Origin of the sequence: Poseidonibacter antarcticus (assembly GCF_003667345.1) — a bacterium.
GTDB classification, from domain to species: Bacteria; Campylobacterota; Campylobacteria; order Campylobacterales; family Arcobacteraceae; genus Poseidonibacter; species Poseidonibacter antarcticus.
Map to the genome: position 1 here is coordinate 66,892 of NZ_RCWF01000010.1, position 19,810 is coordinate 86,701.

Consider the following 19,810-nt stretch of genomic DNA (forward strand, 5'->3'; position numbering starts at 1 on the left):
CCCCACTTCCAAAAAAGAAGCGGGGTTTTTAAATCTAGTTTTTTTGAAGAACTAGACTAAAAAGGGAAATGATCCTTTTTAGTTTTTTGCATTTGAACTATTTGAATAGTTATTATGCAATGTCACCATTAACTATATCAGTATCAATTGTACCAACTATTGTTAATTCACCTGCTGTAATTCCTGTACCATCAACATCTTCATAATGATAAATTGTAGTTGAATCATCATCTGCAATTGCAAAGTAAGCTGAATCACCTAAATTTTCACCCCAAGTAGAATTTTGATCTGCACTATTAATCGCATTTGCAGCAGCTCCAAGAGTATCAGCATCACCTGCAATACCTGTTGATAAGAAGAAGAAAATATTTTCCGTTACATTATGGTCAATTCCAGTATATAAAGTTCCAGGAGTAGTATCTATTGCAAATACATCAATTAGATCAGTACCTGAAACAAAACCTGTGATTGCAACATTTGTTTCTGCCCCAGTAAATACAAATGTATCATCTGCATTTGTAGCAGCAACCGATACACCACTTAAATCAGTAATATCTAATGAACCAAATACTGAAGTAATTAGACCACTTGTACCATTTGTACCTTCAATAGTACTTAAATCAGTAGCTGTAATTGTACTATTTAATAATAATACATCTTCATCATTATCACTAGCAATAGTTCCAGCTGTATCTGCAGCATAGTATGCAATAACATCTGTTGATAAACCAGTTAAAGTAGTTACCGAAGCAACATCTACTGCACTTCCTGTTTTACCATCAAGAGCAAGAACTTCTGATGCATTTAGTGCAAGATCTGTAGTTTCTACATTAATCATATCTGAATTTGCTGAAGTTAAAGTGTTTAATGTACTAATAGTATCAGGAGCAACTGTTGCTGTAACTACACCTGTTGTATCACCTGTAATAGTATTAATATCTGATACAGATTCTCCACTTCCGGCTAATGTTACAGCTTCATCACCAAGACCTATAATAGTTCCTGCTGCATTTGCTGCATAAGCTGCAATAACATCTGATGCTCCACCTATTGCTACACCTGTTAATGTTGTACTTGTTACAGTTACTGGAACTGATGTTTTACCATCTAAAGTATTTAATGCTGCTGCATCTACACTTGGATCTGTTACTGTAACAGTAAGAGCATTATTTCCATTTGCATCAGTTAAGTTAGCTAGTGTAGCCATATCATTATCTGAAATTGCTGCAGTGATAATACCTGTAGTTGCCACATCCATAGTAGCTTGTTGAGCTGCTGTCATAGGATCACTTACTATAACATTTACAGCAGCTAAGCTTACTAAATTTGCAGCACCTAATGCAGCTTGTACTTCTGCTTGTGTTCCTGTAATTTCAGTAATACCAGCTGTTGTTATAGCTCCACTTGTTACATTTGATAAAGCATTTAATACACTTGCTGCAATAGAACCTGCATCACTTATTATAATAGCTTCATCACCAAGACCTGTAATAGTTCCTGCTGCATAAGCTGCATAAGCTGCTTGAACAGTTGCTGCTGTACCTGTTAATGTTCCACTTGTTACAGTTACTGGAACTAATGTTTTACCATCTAAAGTATTTAATGCTGCTGCATCTACACTTGGATCTGTTACTGTAACAGTTAAAGCATTATTTGCATTTGCATCAGTTAAGTTAGCTAGTGTAGCCATATCACCTTCAGTGATTGTAGCATTGATAATACCTGTAGTTGCACCATCAATAGTAATTTGATCTGCTACATCTAATGTATTTCCAGCACTAATATCTTCATTTCCTGAAGTAAGAATTCCAGAAGCAGTTACTGCAGTTGCAATATATGAACCATCACCTATAATTGATGTAAGAGCTGTTGCATCTACTTGAACTGTTGTTTTACCATCTAAAGTATTTAATGCACTAGCTACTGCTTGAGTATCAGTTATTACAACTGTTAAAACATTATTTGCATTTGCATCAGCAATTCCTGCTAATGTAATCATATCACCTTCATCAATTGTTGCAGTGATAACACCTGTAGTTGCACCATCAATTGTAATTTGATCTGCTACAGTTAAATTACCTGAATCAACTGTAATAGCTTCAGTTCCTGAATCATTAATTCCAGCAGCAGTTACTGCAGTTGCAATATCTGAACCTATACCTGTAATTGATGTAACAGCTGTTGCATCAATTGAAACTGATGTTTTAGCATTTAAAGTATTTAATGCTGCTGCATCTACATTTGCATCTGCAACTGTAATAGTTAAAGCATTTGCATCTGCATTTGGATCAGTAATTAAAGTATTTAATGTTGCCATATCTTGTTCAACAATTGTTGCTGTTAATACAGCATTATATGCTGCAGTTACAACATTTGCTTGTGCAACTGTCATATCATCAGATAAAGTAATAGCTTGTACTCCAGATAAATTAACTTGTGTTGTATCATCATTAGGATCTATAACACCAGAGTTAGCATATACTGCAGCAACATCAGCTGAAGTACCAAGAAGTTCTAAAATATCACTTGCATCAATATCACCTGTACCATTTACTGCAAGAATACTTACAATATTTGCTGCATTTTCATTTGCAAGAGTATCTGTATGTGTTGTAATAGCAGAAGCATTATCAACATCTGTAAAATCTCTACCAATGATTGGAAGATTTGCATCATTTATAGTTAATACTAAATCAGTACCGTTAAATGTTGCTGTGATAAAATTTGGATTCACAACAGCATCAATTGCAGCTTGTACTTCTGCAACAGTTGCAGTAGTTCCAGCAATTGCACCGATAGTTGCTGTATATTCTAAACCAGTTGTAGGTCCAAAGTCAATTGTATCACCTGTAGTAATAGCACCTGTAATACCTGTATATGTAGTATATGCAGATTCAGGAGTAAGTGTTGAATCAAAGTTAACTGGATCAGTATCAATATCAGCAATTGCTGTAAGGATATCTGTAGCTGTACCATTAACAGTAGTTAAAGCAGAACCATCAATTGTTCCTGTACCATTATTAGCTTCAAGAGTAATAATATCTGTTGCAGCATTTCCAGCTACATCATCAGCTAAAGTACTGTTAAAGTTAGTTGGTTCCATATTTGGAACTGTAGTTAATAATGTATAAGCATCGTTAATATCTGAAACTGTACCATTGATACTATCTAAAGATGAACCATCAAGTACACCTGACCAGTTTGCATCAAATACAATACCAGAGATATCAAGAGCTTCAGCATCACCAACTAATTCAACTGTACCAGCACCTGTGAAAGTTAATCCAGATTGACTAGCTTGTTCAGCAGTTAAAGTTAAAGTTGAACCTGCTAGTACTTCTACTGTACCATTTAATAATAAACCTTCTGTTATAGTTGTAGTAAGAGCATTATCAGCAAAAGCAGATAAATCAATATCTCCATCAATAACTAAAGTAGCATTTGCACCCATATTAATAGCTAAAAGTGAATTATTTGTAGCATTAAATGTTGTAGTATCTTTAAGAGTAACAGTTGAACCTACTGCTGCACCTGTTAAATCTATTCCCCAAACAGCACCAGCTTGTAATACAGGACCATCAAATATAGCACTTACAACACCTGTTGCACTTGTTGCATCAAGTACAAATGAAGCAATTGGATCACCAGTATTAGCATCAACTTGAGCAACACCATCAACAGAAGCAATAACACCTAAATCAATATCACCTGCACCTGAAAGATTTATTTCACTTAATTCAGCACCAGAAACACCAGGTTTTGTGGCATCACCAGCTGTACCTAAAGTTACAGAACTTAAAGCATTTGTTGCTTCAATATTTAATATTTCAGTATCTGAAACAGCAGCTGCTGGACTTGCACCTGTAACTGTTAATGAACCTGTACCACTATTTGTAACTGTTAAAGTAGAAATATCAGCATCTGTTGTATTTAATGAAGCAATAGTTACATCTTCAGTACCTGTAACATCTAAAGTTACTGTTGTACCTGCAGTTTCAGCATCAAATGTAATTGTTCCAACAGTTAAATTAGAACCAGTAGCATTTAAATCAACATTAGTTAAATCAATATTTGCATCAGTTCCACCAACACTAATATCACCAATTACATTTGAATGTGTAGCATCTGAAACAGGAGCAACATTTTCTCCAGAAATATCATCAATACCATTATCATTTACATAATCTTCAGCTGCTAATAAATCACCTGTCATAGTAGCTAGTTCAGAGTTAATTTCTAATGTTGTAAAGTTTGAATTATCATAAGCAGAGTTATCAATAATATTTCCAAGAGTGATATCACCTACATTTACTTCTCCACCCATATTTACAGTTAAACTTTCTACATGTTCAGAAACTGTTGAATCATCAAATACTAATCCACCAGGAATTTCTGTAAAGTGTACTAATTCAATAGTTCTATTAACAGCAGTTGAAGCAAGTAATAAATTTAATTCAGTTAAAGTAGAAAAATCAACTCTTAAAATTGAATTTGGTAATGTTGTGAATAAATCTTCAACATCATTATTATTTGCAAGTAATTCAGCAGTTAACCAAAGTCTTGCGATATTAGAATCATAAGCACTTGTATCTACAGAACTTGTAATGTTTTCAAACAACCAAACAACATTTGTTGAATCATCATCATTTGTACCTAGAACTGGTGCAAATGTACCATTAGAAATAGCAGCTGTAATAGATTGTGCAACATTAATTTCTCTACCTGCTTGTTCTTCAGTAGTAAATCTAATAGTTTGACCAACTAAATCATCATTAATACTTGAAGTACTATCAGCTAAATCAATAAGAGTAACAGAGAAGTCACCTAAGTTAGTTGTAGCATCTAAAGTTACATCATCATCTTCTAAAATTGTAGTTCCAGCTATATCTGCAGAAATTCCACTTAAATCAACAGCTGTATCACCTAATTGGCTAATATTAACAGTACCAAAAGTTCCATCAAGATTACTATCAACACCAATGATATTTAATCCATTAGCTTGTTCAGCAGTTAAAGTTAAACTTACACCATCAGCAAGTACGATATCTGTAGTTTGAGAGATAGTTACGCTATCTAATAAAGTCCAGTTAGTATCTGCATCAATATATAATGTAGTATTTGCACCTAAATTAATATTTAAATCACCAGATGTATAAGTATTAGATCCTAAATGTAATTCAGAACCAGCAGCTGCGTTTGACATATCAATATTAAATCCAGCTTCATCATCAGCATTTCCAGCAATATTATCAATACCATCAGCATCTGCAGCTAAAGTAACAGTTGTTAATGTAGCAGTTGTTACACCAGAACCAGCTGTTAATGAGAAGTCTGTTGAATCAACATTTGTAATTGTATCAAGAGTTAAATCTCCAGATAATCCTGAAGCATCAATTGTAGATAAAGTAGTTGAATCAACACCATCACCAACAGTACCATTTACACCATCAGAACCAAGAACGATATCACCAGTTCCTAAGAAAGTAATAGTTTCAGTATCATTAGCAGAAATTGCTTCAGATCCACCTGTCATTGTTAATGTACCAGTTGAGTTATTTACGATTGCTACAGTTGTAATATCTGTATCAGAAGAATCAACACCATGCATAGTAACATTTGCAGTACCAGTTACTGTTAAAGTAGCTGTGCTATTTGCACCTGTATCATCATTGTCAGAGAAGATAATATCACCAGAGTTAGAACCTGGAGTATAAGTTCCACTTGCATCATAAGAACCAATAGTTAAATCAGCATTTGCAATAATTGCAATATTTAATAAATCATTTTCTTTTTCAGCAGTAATTGAACCTGGAGTTGTAGAAGAACCTGTACCATTACCATCTAATAATCCTGTTTCAGCAGTAATATTACCAGTGATAATATTTGCAGTACCTTCTGAAAGAATAGTCATAGTTTGGAAATCATCAACACCTGTATATCCAGTAGCTGTATTTAAAGTAGGAACTGAAATATCACCTGTAATTGTATTATCACCTTGAAGTGTTAATGTAAGTGATGTAAGTTCTTGACCATCATTTAAGTCATTGAACATTAATCCACCTGCAACTGTAACACCTTCTTCAACAATAACAACTCTATCAGTGTTTTGAACAATTGATAAATCTTCTGGATCTGTTGTAACAAATAATGTTACAGAAGAATCTAAGTTTTCAATTAAATCTTCAACATTTTGTCCACCAACAAATGTGTCAAGTGCTTTTAATGTTGTAATTGTATAACCTTCAGTATCAATACCATTTGTATCACCACCATCCATTGAATTGAATTGTAATTCAACTGTAGTATCACCTGTACCATTGATTTCTAATCCATCAGCTTGAGTAGAAGTAGCAAGTCCTAGAACTTGAGTATCACTCATAGTTACTGCAAAACCATTTAAATCTGTTGGATCAAGAGCTGTAGTTCCAGCAATATCAGCAGTAAGATTTAAAGATTCAGCTAATTCAACTGTACCATTTAATCCAACAGCTGCAACATTTGTTAATGTAAATCCAGCATCAATATGAGCTTGAGTTAATCCTGTAATAATAACTGTAGTATCAACATCTGGATCTAAGTTATCAGTTGTAATCGTACCATCAGCTAATGCCATATATTGATCAGCAGTTAATGTTAATGAACCACCTTCAGGAACAATAATACTTGTAGCACCTGTTAAATCAGTTGCAGCATTTAAAGTCCAAGTACCCTCAGCCATAGTAACAGTACCTAAAGAAATACCATCATTAATTGGAGTTATATCAAAAATTGAATCATCCATATCTACAATATTTAATGTAGCATCTTCATAATCACTAGCTGTATCATCAGTTTGAGTTGCTGTAATATTTGTTAAACCAACAGTATTAATTTGATCTATTGATAATGTTAAAGTAGTATCATCAGCAGGAGTAGCATCAGTATTATCAATAACAATTGATTCTATTGAAGTTAAAGTAACATCTGATAAATCAATATCAGTATTAGCAGTATCAACATTAGCAATTACAATTGAAGTAGTACCAGCAGTACCATCAATAACTGTACCATCTTGAGCTGTAAAGTCTTCATTTAAAGTAATTGTTGTATCACCTGCACCTGAAGTTAAAGTAAATGCATCATCCATAGAATTCATATTTACATCAACAGTACCTGCAACACCTGAGAAATCAATTGTTGTTAAAGCAGTTGTTAATGCAGAAACAATTTCAACATCATTTGCACTATTTACAGTTAAAGTTTCAACAGAAGTATTATCAGTAATATCAGTAATAACAACATCACCATCAGTTACATTAATTGTAACAGAATTAGCATTTGTAGTTTCAATTCCAGCAACAACTAAAGGTCTATCAGTTCCTGTTGAAGTTGTACCTAAAGCTACACCTTGGTTATTGATATTAAATACAGCTGGAGCACCATCATAGAAGAAGTCTGCATGAACTGTACCGATATTTGATTCATCTGGAGAACCATCTGCTTTTGGTCTATCTGTCCAGTTTTCAGCAGCATCACCTTCTAATAAGAATGATACATCCCATTTAACATTTCCAAATGTGATTTCACCATCACCATTACCTTGTAAACCTAATACTTCAACATCTTCAGTATTATCGCATACATAAATTGTAGATATTCCACCATTTAATTCAGTAACAACATATTCTTCTACACCTGATGATTTAAATCCACCATTTGCATTATCATCATAACCAACAACAGCATCTTCTGATAATTCTAAATCAATTCTAGTATCAACAGCATCATTACCAATAATCATTCCCCAATCATCTACATCAGCAGCAATTGGATCTGTAGTAATTTCTTCAAAATTAGTAATTGTTAATCCTGATAAATTTCCTGTTAAATCAGAGAAATCAATAGTAAAGTTTTCACCTAAGTCTACAACTACACCATCTTCAAATGTAACATCATTTGTACCAATGATATTTAATGTAGTTAAATCACTTTCAATATCAGAAGAAACGATTACAGCAGCATCTGTTGAATCAATTACTAAAGTATCAGTTGAAACATTATCAACTGGTCTTGAATAACCATCAATATCATCTCTTACAATTTCAACATTATTAGTTAAATCATCAATATTAGAACCTATAGTTCCACCATCACCATTTTCTTCATCAAAATCTAAAGCAGCATCTGTAATTACAACATTACCATTGAATGCTTCAGTAATAGTAATACCATTTGAAGCTACATACATATGTAATTGTTCAGCTGTTAATGTTAATGTATCATCGCAAGCAAATGTGAATGTTAAGTTAATATTATCGCAATCAAATAAAGACATATCACCTAAATCATCAAAGTTAAGATCTTCAGTAATTACAATATTAACTTGAGCTTGAGCACCATTTACACCAAAGTAATCTTCTTGTGCAGAGAATGCATCTGTACCTAAAGCAATAAATTGTGCTGCTGTTAATGTTACTGTGTTGTCTTCATCTAATGCAACAGAAGTTATACCTGTTAAAGTAGCTTGAGAGATATCACTATCTGCCATAATACTTAATGTAACATCAGTTCCAGAAATAGATGAACTATTATCTAAAATAACACCAAATTCAGTAGGAGTAGATGGTGCTTCATCATCTGTACCAATAATTACTGTAGAAGCATCAGTTCCTGCATCAATATTTAAATTCATTGTTGCATATACATCAGCGTTGTCAACAGTAACAACAGTAATAGTATTATTTCCACCTGTTGAAACTACAGATACATCATTACCTGTAACTTCAATTGTATCAGCACCAGTTCCTGTTGTAATAGATACTGTATCAGCTACTGATGTAATTGTATTATCACCATTTCCTGCAGTGATTGTTGCAGTTTCAGTTGAAGTAACTTCAATTTCGTTATCACCATTTCCTGCAGTGATTGTTGCAGTTTCAGTTGAAGTAACTTCAATTTCGTTATCACCTTCACCAGCATTAATAGTTAATTCATCTGCATTTGAAACAACTAAATCATCATTTTTAGCAGTAGTAGTAATAGTTAAGTTTTCGAATGTACTTGAAGCTTCAGGAGTTAAAGTTAAATCAACACCAGCTGTATTAGCAGATGCATCAATTACTACATCATGATCAAGAGCGAATGAACCAGAAATATTTTCTGTTACATTTAATTTTGCAGTACCTGAAATATTTAATGTTTGAACAGAACCTGTACCTAAAGTAAGTGTACCAAATGTATTACTTGTACCAATTGAGTCAATATTTACTGTATCATTATTATGAATAATATTAAAAGCTGAATTTACATTACCAACATTAAATGTTATATCAATAGCATCACCTGCTTCATAAGCATAATTAACTGTTACGTTTTCATCAAAGCTTCCATTAAATACTAAATCAGCGTTATTTCTAACTCCACCAACGATTAAAGAACCTAATTCATCAGTTTGATAACCTTCTGAGATAGTTAAAGTTTCAAGATCTGTAGCTCTACTTAAATCTACAATTGAATTTGCAGTAGTAGTTGTTGAAGCATCATCATCTACTGTATTTTGAATTTTTACTTCTTGGATATTTAATAATTGAATTGGTTTAGCAAAAGAACCTGCTGTATCAATTTCTAAAGTATTATGTCCTTCTCCACCATCAATATAAGCATCATCTAATAATGATAAATCTTCAACAACGATTGTATCATCAGCAGCTGTTGTAACACCTGATTCAAATGTTCTACCATTGTTTACTGTTGTTGTTAATACTACTGGACCTTCAGTTGTAGTTGTACTACTTCCAGCTGTAGTTTCATAATATAATCTTGAATCTCCATTTGCATCAAATAATAAATCTGATAAGAAATCCATATAGTTTTCACCAAGATCAGCTTCTGCTGTTAATTCTTGTCCATCAGTTGTATTTATTGTTATAGTACCTGTTGTAGTATTAGTAATATCACCTATAGTAATATTTTGAATTTGATCTGTTAAAACAATACCATCATCATCAATAAGACCTAATTCATGTAAATCAATACCTGCAGTTTCAGTTAAAAAAGTAACTAAGTCTGCTGCTTCAACACCTTGAGATGCACCATCAGTTCTTTCAGCATCTGGAGTATAACCCCACATTAAAACTTTTTCTGAAGCTTCAGTAACAACAGTTGTTGTATCTGCTGCAGTGATTGTAAATACACCTGTAGTATTAACATCAGCCATATCATTAATAGCCGAAATTGCATCTACGTATGATGATGAAACATCAGTTACAGTTAATGAACCACTAAAAGACGTAGTAGTTCCATAATTAACTGGAGTATCTTCTACTTTATCAGCCATATAATCTGATACTGCTACTCTGTTCATAAATTGATCATAAGCAGCTTGTGTATTTGCATCTGTTGAGTTTTCGTATTGAGAAACTGCATCTATTAATCCAGTTACTACTTCACCTCTACTTGCACCTGAATCTAAAAGATTTACCCAGTATGCGATACCATCTGCATCATCTGCAGTAGTTTTATTTAATGTATTTGAATAAATATGTTCAATGAATGCTTGATTTGAGTCTAAACTTGAACCAAAATATGATTGCGCATCAGATGTAGCTAACATCTCATTTGCCATATCAGCTGCGTTTAATCCCGTATTTTGCCAATAAGTGTTTCCAGAACCTTCTGAAGCTCTATTGAATATTGCAACATAAAGTTCAGAAACTTGAGTTTTCGTTAATGCCATATTTTCCTCCTAGGAAATTTGTTTAAAATTTATGTGATAGTAATTATAAAACAAGTGTATATCTTAATAATAATAATAATATTACTATTGAGCACCTTGTACTAGTGTGCAGATATGCACTTTCCTATACAATCACGTTAACTATCGATAGTATATTTCTATACGTATACGTATCATACACTGTTTAACATAAAATATTTATTAAGAAATTTACTTATATTAGTTTTAATTTTTCAAGTATATTCTGCAAAAGAATAGAGAGGAGTAAAGTAGCTAAAATAATATAATAATTATTTGGATTTTTTATAAATAATTCAAATAACCAAAGAATAGGAAAATGCAATAAAAATATTGGATATGAAATATTTCCTAAATACTTATCAACAACTTTATAATTTGATAAGCTAATGCTAGATAATAATAATAAAATGGGTATTCCTAATATTAACCCAAATAATGTTTCATAATTGTAAGGAGCCTTATAATCAATGAAATATACATATCCTAGAAGAAATAATAAAAGTAAATAAAGATAAAATAATATCTTTTTTGAAGATAAATCACCTTCAATAACTTTTTGAATTATTGCACCAATAAGAAAAATAAATAAAACTCCTGGAATCAATCTATATGCAAAATAATCTGTATTTAATAAACCTACTACAGCTAAAATATAAATAAATAGAGATAAAGATATCGATAATTTAATTATTTTATTATTTAATAGTATAAAAGGAGCAAGAATATAGAACTGTAATTCAACACCTAAAGACCAAACAGGTGGTAAAAGTGTAAATTTGTCAATATTATTATACATATAATAAGATAGAGGAATAATTACGATATTAGATAAATAATCACTTATAGTTGGAACAGCTGAGATAAAATATGATTTAGCTCCTAAAAGGTAAATCACAAAGGCAAAAATTAATACCATAAAATATGTTGGGAAAATTCTTTTTATTCTATCTTTATAGTATAAAAATGCTTTATTAGGAAACTTTTTTGAGTTTAATTTATATGCTACCATACCTGCTAAAAGATAGAACATTACTACTGCAATAACACCTGGATTGTATGTATATATTGTAAGGCCTAAATGACTTAAAGCAACAGTAATTGCTAAAAAAAATCTTAGTGTTCCATGCATATAATAATCCTATAGTTTTTTTAGTATTTCCAATGTAGCTATTGCATTTTCTTTCCAAGTTAAAATTGGGATTTCTTTTGATGATGAAGTATTGTTTATTTTATATGATTTTATCCAATGATTTATTGATTTATATAATGATTTTGGATTATTATCATTTGGGAAATAAGAAATAAAGTTTTTACCTACTTCCTTAAAAACCTCTATATCTCTTGCAATAATTGCTTTATTATAAAAAGCTGCTTCAATAATTGGTAAACCAAAACCTTCAGCTTCACTTGGAACAATAACACAATCACTAAATTTATATAACTTTTCTAAGCTTTCATCATTGATTCCTTCATAAAAAAATAGATTTTTATTTAAAAAGTTATGTGTTTTAATTTTATTATAAAGTTCATCTACCATCCAACCTTTTTTCCCTACAATATGAAGATTTAGATTTATATTATCATTCCAAAATAATTCAAATGTTTCTAAAAGTAACTTATGCCCTTTTCTAGGCTCAATTGTTCCTACAACTAAAAAATTCATTTCTTCTTTTGTTTTTATATAATCTTCTTCGAGTTTAAATTCTTTATGTGTAAAATTTGAACCTAAATGCACAAAGGTGATATTTGTATCATAAAAAGAACTTACCTCTTTTAAAACAGAGTTTGATATACAAATTATCAAATCTGAATTTGACGTTATATTTTTTAACCAATTTTCATGAATAGCTTTTGATTCTTTTGGAAAAAACTTAGGATGTATAATCGGCAAGATATCATAAACTAGAAAAACAAATTTTAATCCTATATTTTTAAAATTTTTAAATATTTCTTCTTTTATTGAAATATTAATTTCTTCATAAACTAAATCTAAACCATAAAAAATATCATCATGTTTTACTTTTATTGGTTCATCATATAGATTAGTATCTATTTTTAAAAGTTTAGAAGTAAACTCTCTTGCATAGAAATATAAGTAGCTATCATCAATTTTCTTTAAATATATTGGTTCTATTCGATAATCTTCAAAAGAATTTTTAATTAATTCAGTTAATTGAGATTTAACAACTCTTTGTATTCCTGTATTTAAATCTTCTTTTATTATAGATGAAACATCAACTAATATTTGACGTTTGGAAAATTGTTTATTGTCAAGTAAAGAAATTGTTTGAACTAATGATTTGGTAGAAGAGTTTAAATAAAAAAGATTTTTTATATTATTTACTTTAAAAGTGTCTTTTGAGTATGCATCTTCTATGGCTTTATAATACAACTTTGTACAATATTCTGGATTATGATATTCTTGAATATGATTAAATGCATTATTGGCTATTTTTACTCTTAATTCTTTATTTTTATAAAGTGTATTAATTGCATTTGTTAATTGCCTTATATCAAAATCTTCATCTATTGTAAATAAGCAATCATTAGGAAATTCACCCAATAAAGTAGCTGCATTTGTTATCGTTGCAATTTCATTATTCATTGTATCTAATAATGCAGCCGAGCTTTCTCCTTTTGTATTTGACCTAAGTTGTATTGCAATATCTGTAATTTTTAAATAATCACTATATGTATTCGTATCTACCCAATTTGTTTTTATAATATTAGAGTTTTTAATATCTTCAGAAAAACTATCATCAATATCTTCACCTACAAATATTAAATAGCAATTTTTTTGTTTTGAAAGAATAGAATTCTTCCATGCTTCTATTATTTTATTTGGCAATTTATTTTTATTAATAAGCCCAAAAGTAGAAACTATAAAATCAGTTTTATTTAAATCTTTTAAAAGCTTTGATGGCTTTTTTAATAATGGAACTGTATATATATTTGATAAATCACTTTTATAATAATATTTTGAAATTAAGGATTTAGCAAAATTAGAATGAACAATAGTTCCTCTTGCATTGTTTAATACATCAACATTACATGGATAATCATTGTAAGTTGAATTATTTATTAATGAAGTATAAGTATTAAAATAATACATTTTTTCTTTATTAATTAAATAATTATGATTTATTAAATCAGAAATAAAAAAATCATGTAAGATTACAAATCCTGCAATTTTATCTAAAAGTTTTAACATATCTAAATGATAAGGTGAGTTTCCAAAATGATAAATTATTCTATCATATAATGAATGATTTTTTTCAAAATATTCTATTGAATTTATCTTATAATTTTTATTTATATATTCATCATCAATTATATTATCATAGATAATATCTATATTATAATACTCGCTAAGATATATTAATAAATCTAAACTATAATAAGATATTCCACTTTTTTGTGGAGGGAAAGGTGAAAAATATGCTAATGATAACTTTTTAACTTTTTTCATTTTAGCTATTTTTTGCCACTATTAAATAATCTTGCGCATCATTTTGTAAGTTCTGAGTATTTTTATCAAGTGGATTTAGATATTCAACTTTAACATCAATAAAACCTAAATATTCCAATAAAAACTTAATTATATCTGATGGCAATGGATTTAAGTGAGTTGGATCTTTGTAAAACTCATAAGTTGAAACCTTTAAATTTAAAGGGTTTGGAGTCTCAAGTAAAATAATAGCATTTGGTATTGCAACTCTTTTTACCTCTAATAAAAGTTTGAATAATTTATCAAATTGTAGATGCTCAATTAAATGAAATGATGTAATCAAATCAAAGCTATTATCTGAACAATTTCTTAAATACTCAAAAGCGTCACAAACTTCAAGATTTTTTATTCCTAATTCTTTTGCAACATTTACCATTGAAGAGTTTAAATCTACTCCATGGGCATCAATATTTTGTGATTGTAATAACTCAACCCACTCTGCTCTTCCACACGCAATATCTAAGGCTTTTTTCGTATCTGTATTTATATATTTTGAATATGATTCATATCTTTTAATTATATATTCTCTTGAACCTCTAAAAATATTTTCAAAACTTAAATAATAATCATCAAGTAGGAAAGAAAGTGAATCTTTTTCTTCTATTGTATTTATTTCCTTACTTTTTACATTTTGAAGGAAATCATCTATTTTTATATGAAAAGCAATTGCTTGTTTTGAGATTTCTTTTGATACATAACTATAAGCAATAGATGCGTAATCTTCTTTCATATTTTGATTTTCTTTTATTAATATATCTATTTTTTTATTTTGTTCTTGAAATATTAATGTATTTTTATTATTTTGTTCTTGAAGTTGATTTATCTGTGCTTGTTGTTGATTTATCTGTTCTTGTTGTACATAAACAGTAAATTTTAAATTATTTAATCTTATAAGATTATATATCCATCTTAAAGTAAATCCTATTAGGGGAATTTCTTTTATTTGTTGTTTAAAATTTTTAGTTTTCTTTTTTTGATGACTTAGTTTTTTAAAACTTTTTAAAGGTTTAAATTTTTTATTCATGCACACTATTTCTTTAAAAAGCATTTCTGTACTTTCATTCCAATTTAACCATTTAAAATCATCTTCTAATTTTAGATTATCTGGTATACCATTTTTTTCAATAGTAATTATTTTATTTACTAAATCATTAATATTATCTAAATCAAAATAAGCTATTTTATCTTTTCCAACTTCTCTATGGATTGGTATATCACTTGCTAATACAGGAAGTTTATTATTTAAACTTTCAATAATAGGTAATCCAAAACCTTCTACAAAAGAAGGGAAAAGTAACATTTTAGAATTTTGATAACAATAGTTTAACTCTTCATCATTTATTTTATCAAAATAAAAAAGATTTTTATTATATTTTTCATGATTATATATTCTATTTATTAGTTCATCTATCATCCAACCTTTTTTACCTACAATATTTAAGGTTACATCATAGTTTTGTTCCCATAATTTATCAAAAACATCAAGAAGATATTTATGGTTTTTTCTAGGTTCTACTGTACAAACTATTAGATATATATTTTTATTTGAAGTATATAATTCTTTTAAATTATTTGCTATATTAGTCGATGAAATATTAAAAGTTTTATAAGCAAAATCCGCCCCTAATAGGAAATATGAATAAAATTTATTTTTAGTTTCTTTTGGATAAAAAGTATCAAAATATTCTTTTAAATCTTTTTCAACAGTATTTGATATAGCAATAAAACCATCACAATATGATGCTGCTGCTCCAAGCCATTTTTTAAAATATATTGGCAAATTATCATCACAAAACTGGGAATAACGAATAGGAATAAGATCATAGATAACAGCCACAACCATAGCTTGATTTTCTTTAGCATATTTAACACTTTCCCAAATATTTAGATGCCAAGTTGAATCAATAAGAAGTAATATATCACCTTTTTGTACTGTAATATTATTTTTTAAACTTTTATTGGGATTGTCGAAATTTACCTCTTTTATTTTACCCTCTTGTAAACTTACAGCAATAGCTTTATAATTTGATATATTTGCAATATCTACTATACTTTCAAGTACTCTTCTAATTACTCTTTGTATTCCTGTATTAGAATTTATCGTACTTGTAAATGAACAATCCACTAAAAGTTTTCTCATTATTTTATATTTCCTTAATAGTAATTTTTGGATATAACTTACATATACCTATAAAGTTTTCTTTTATATTTCCTGTTACTTCAAAACTTGTTGCATGATCTAACCAGTGTGAACAATTATCAAGATGATTTTCATTTGAATGAACAGCAGCTGTTATTGTATATTTTCCAATACCAATATTTAATGGCATTGAAAAAAAGCATTTATATTTTTTATTATTATTAAAAGATATTGCTACTTTATGATGAAAGGTATTTGTTCCAAAAATATCTTGACCGAACTTATCTCTAATCATAATACCAACAGTCATATTTTCTATATCTTTTTTTGATGAAATTTCAACACATATAACTGCATTTTCACCAGAATTTAAAATATCACTATTTGAAGACTCACTTAGTATTGAAACTTTTGTAATTTCAATATCAAAAGTTCCAAATGAACTTGTTTGTTTTTCATTAGTAGCAATTTTATTTTCTTTATCATTTATTTTTGATATTAAATAATTATACTTGTTTATAACTAATTCTGGTTCTCCATCAGATATAAGCTCTCCATTGTTTAACAATATAACTCGATTACAAAGAAGTTTAAGAGAACTTAAATCATGTGATACATAAATAATACTCATATTTTGTTCTCTTCTTAGTTTTAATGCACTTATACATTTAGCTTGAAAGTGTGCATCTCCAACTGAAAGAGCTTCATCTACTATTAAAATTTGAGGTTCTGAAAAGATAGCAATAGAAAAAGCTAATCTCATTTTCATACCTGATGAATATGTTTTAATTGGTTCGTAAATATACTCACCTAATTCACTAAACTCAATAATTTTATCTTTTTTCTCTTCACACTCTATTTGAGTCATTCCAATTAATGTACCATTTAAAAAAATATTATCATATCCTGTTTGTTCATCATTAAAACCAGTTCCTAATTCTAAAAGTGCAGTTACTCTTCCATACTTATTGACAATACCTGAACTAGCTTCTATAACTCCTGTAATAATCTTTAAAATAGTAGATTTACCAGCACCATTTACTCCTATTATACCTATTGTTTCTGCTTCAAATAGATCAAAAGATATATTATTATTTGAGATAAACTCTTTATGATATTTCTTTTTTAAAAAAATTTCTTTCAATCTATCAAAATTTGATTTATAAATTTTATAAATTTTTGTTACATTTTTAACTTCTAAAACTTTTTTCATCTAAATAATATCCTTAATAGTAGATATCATCTTTTTATATAAATATCCTGCAATAATTAATGCTGTGACTGTCATTATAGTAATAATTAATAATGAATCAAAACTAGGTACTTTTGATGATAAAAAAATATCTTGATATATCTTAACAAAATAGTAAAATGGATTATAAACTAGCAATGCTGGATATTTTTTTTCAATCATTTCACTTAGATAAATAATAGGTGTCATCCAAAACCATAATTGAATAACTATTGGTACAGCTTCTTTTAAATCCTTAAAAAATGGTGTAAAAAGTGATACAATTACCCCAATAGCAAAAGCAAATAAAACTTGTAAAAACATAACAGGAATCATCCATAAAAAAGTCATTGTTATTGGCTGATTAACTAAAAATAAGAAAATTAAACTTAATGAGATTGAAATAAAGAATAAAAATAACTCCGTAAGTAAAATACTTAATTGAAAAGTATACATAGGTACAGCAATCTTTTTTATTAAATTTGCTTTTTCAGAAAAAGAGTTGGTCAATCTCATAATAATAGTACTAAATGTAGTCCATGCTAATAAACCTGGAACTAAATAGATACTATAAGAATAAGAATTATCAATTATGCTCATTTTCATTTTCATAAAATCTGAAAAAATAACTGTATAAATAAAAATAGTAATAATTGGAGAAAGTACATACCAAAATTGACCAAGACTAGTTCCTACATATCTCTCTTTAAAATCTCTTTTTGCAAAAGAGAATGCTAATAAAATATTCTCTTTCAATTATATTCTTTCAAAATCATCTTCAATTCTTAAAATATCATCTTCGCCTGTATATTCACCAACTTGCGCTTCTATTAAAATAACTGGTATTTTACCTTCATTTTCTAATCTATGAATTTCACCCATTCTTATATATGTTGATTCATTTGGTCTAAGAAGTCTTTTTTCATCTCCAACTGTAACTGTTGCTGTTCCTGATACTACAATCCAGTGTTCGTTTCTATGAAAATGTTTTTGTAAAGATAATCTTTTATTTGGTTTAACTTCAATTCTTTTTATTTTATATCCTGCTGTATTTTCTAAAACAGTATATGTTCCCCATGGTCTATGAACAGTTTGATGAATATTATGTAATTGTGTATCTCTACCTTTTAGTTCTTTTACAATATCTTTAATCTTTTGAGAACTACCTTTTTTTGTAATTAAAAGAGCATCAGGAGTATCTACGATAGTTAAATCATCTACATCTGCTAAAGTAATCATTCTATCACTTGTATGAATATAATTATTTTTTGAATTAATAGCTATTATGTTTTCATCAATAGAATTACCATTTTCATCTTTTTTAAATTCTTGTGAAAGTGCATCAAAAGAACCTAAATCATTCCATGAAATATCAGCATAAACTACTTTTACTTTTTTGCTTTGTTCCATTACTGCATAATCAATACTATCTTCAGGAATTAAAGCCATATCTTCATGTGAAATACGTCTTAAAGTTGAGGCTTTACTATTTGATATTGCATTAAATGATGTTTCATAAATACTTGGAGAATATTTTTTTAATTCATCTAGAAATACTCCTGCTTTAAAACAAAACATTCCAGAATTCCAGTAATAATTACCCTTTTTAAGATACTCTTTTGCTGTTTTTAAGTCAGGTTTTTCTTTAAATGAAAGTACATTTAAACCATCAGCTTCAATATATCCAAATCCTGTTTCAGGAGATTCAGGCTTAATACCAAATGTAACAATATCACCATCTTGTGCAATTTTTTTAGCTTCTTGAAGTACTTTTTTATACTCTTTTTTATTTTTAATTAAATGATCTGATGGTGTTACTAAAACTATTTCATCATAATCTAAAGTCATACAAGCTAATGCAATCGCTGGAGCTGTATTTTTTGCTATTGGTTCCAGTAAATATCTTGAATTTGTATTTTTTAATCCTTCTAGTTGGTCAAGTGCCAAAAAATATTGTTCTGTATTAGAAATAATATATTGTTCTTTACATAAGTCTTTATTTCTATTAACTGTTAATTGAAATAATGACTTACCGTCAAATAGTTTTACAAATTGTTTTGGCATCAAAGATCTACTAATAGGCCATAATCTAGTACCATTACCGCCACATAAAATCATATTTATCATATTTATCCTAATCTAATTTTTAAGGTTTTTTAGTGAAAATTATAACTAAAAATAATTTAACAAGCCCTT

Annotated in this window: 7 protein-coding genes; all 7 read right to left on the reverse strand. The window is 28.9% G+C overall.

Features of this window, described 5'->3' with window-relative positions; translation table 11 throughout:
* Positions 1 to 112: 112 nt before the first annotated feature.
* Positions 113 to 10,714 (reverse strand): DUF4214 domain-containing protein, encoded by a 10,602-nt coding sequence (locus D9T19_RS11455; RefSeq protein WP_121628374.1) that lies wholly within the window; start codon positions 10,712 to 10,714, stop codon positions 113 to 115.
* Positions 10,715 to 10,928: 214 nt separating this feature from the next.
* Positions 10,929 to 11,864: an acyltransferase family protein gene (locus D9T19_RS11460; RefSeq protein ID WP_121628375.1), complete on the reverse strand. Its 936-nt coding sequence runs from the start codon at positions 11,862 to 11,864 to the stop codon at positions 10,929 to 10,931.
* 9 nt (positions 11,865 to 11,873) lie between these two features.
* Entirely contained in the window at positions 11,874 to 14,204 is a 2,331-nt protein-coding gene (locus tag D9T19_RS11465) for a glycosyltransferase (RefSeq protein ID WP_121628376.1), read from the reverse strand.
* A 1-nt stretch (position 14,205) separates the two neighbouring features.
* On the reverse strand, positions 14,206 to 16,383 hold the full coding sequence (locus D9T19_RS11470) for a glycosyltransferase (protein WP_121628377.1): 2,178 nt from the start codon (positions 16,381 to 16,383) through the stop codon (positions 14,206 to 14,208).
* 4 nt (positions 16,384 to 16,387) lie between these two features.
* Positions 16,388 to 17,596, reverse strand: a complete 1,209-nt coding sequence (locus D9T19_RS11475; RefSeq protein ID WP_121628378.1) for an ABC transporter ATP-binding protein — start codon at positions 17,594 to 17,596, stop codon at positions 16,388 to 16,390.
* Positions 17,597 to 18,370: an ABC transporter permease gene (locus D9T19_RS11480; protein ID WP_121628379.1), complete on the reverse strand. Its 774-nt coding sequence runs from the start codon at positions 18,368 to 18,370 to the stop codon at positions 17,597 to 17,599.
* Entirely contained in the window at positions 18,371 to 19,741 is a 1,371-nt protein-coding gene (locus tag D9T19_RS11485; RefSeq protein ID WP_121628380.1) for a mannose-1-phosphate guanylyltransferase/mannose-6-phosphate isomerase, read from the reverse strand.
* Positions 19,742 to 19,810: the final 69 nt, after the last annotated feature.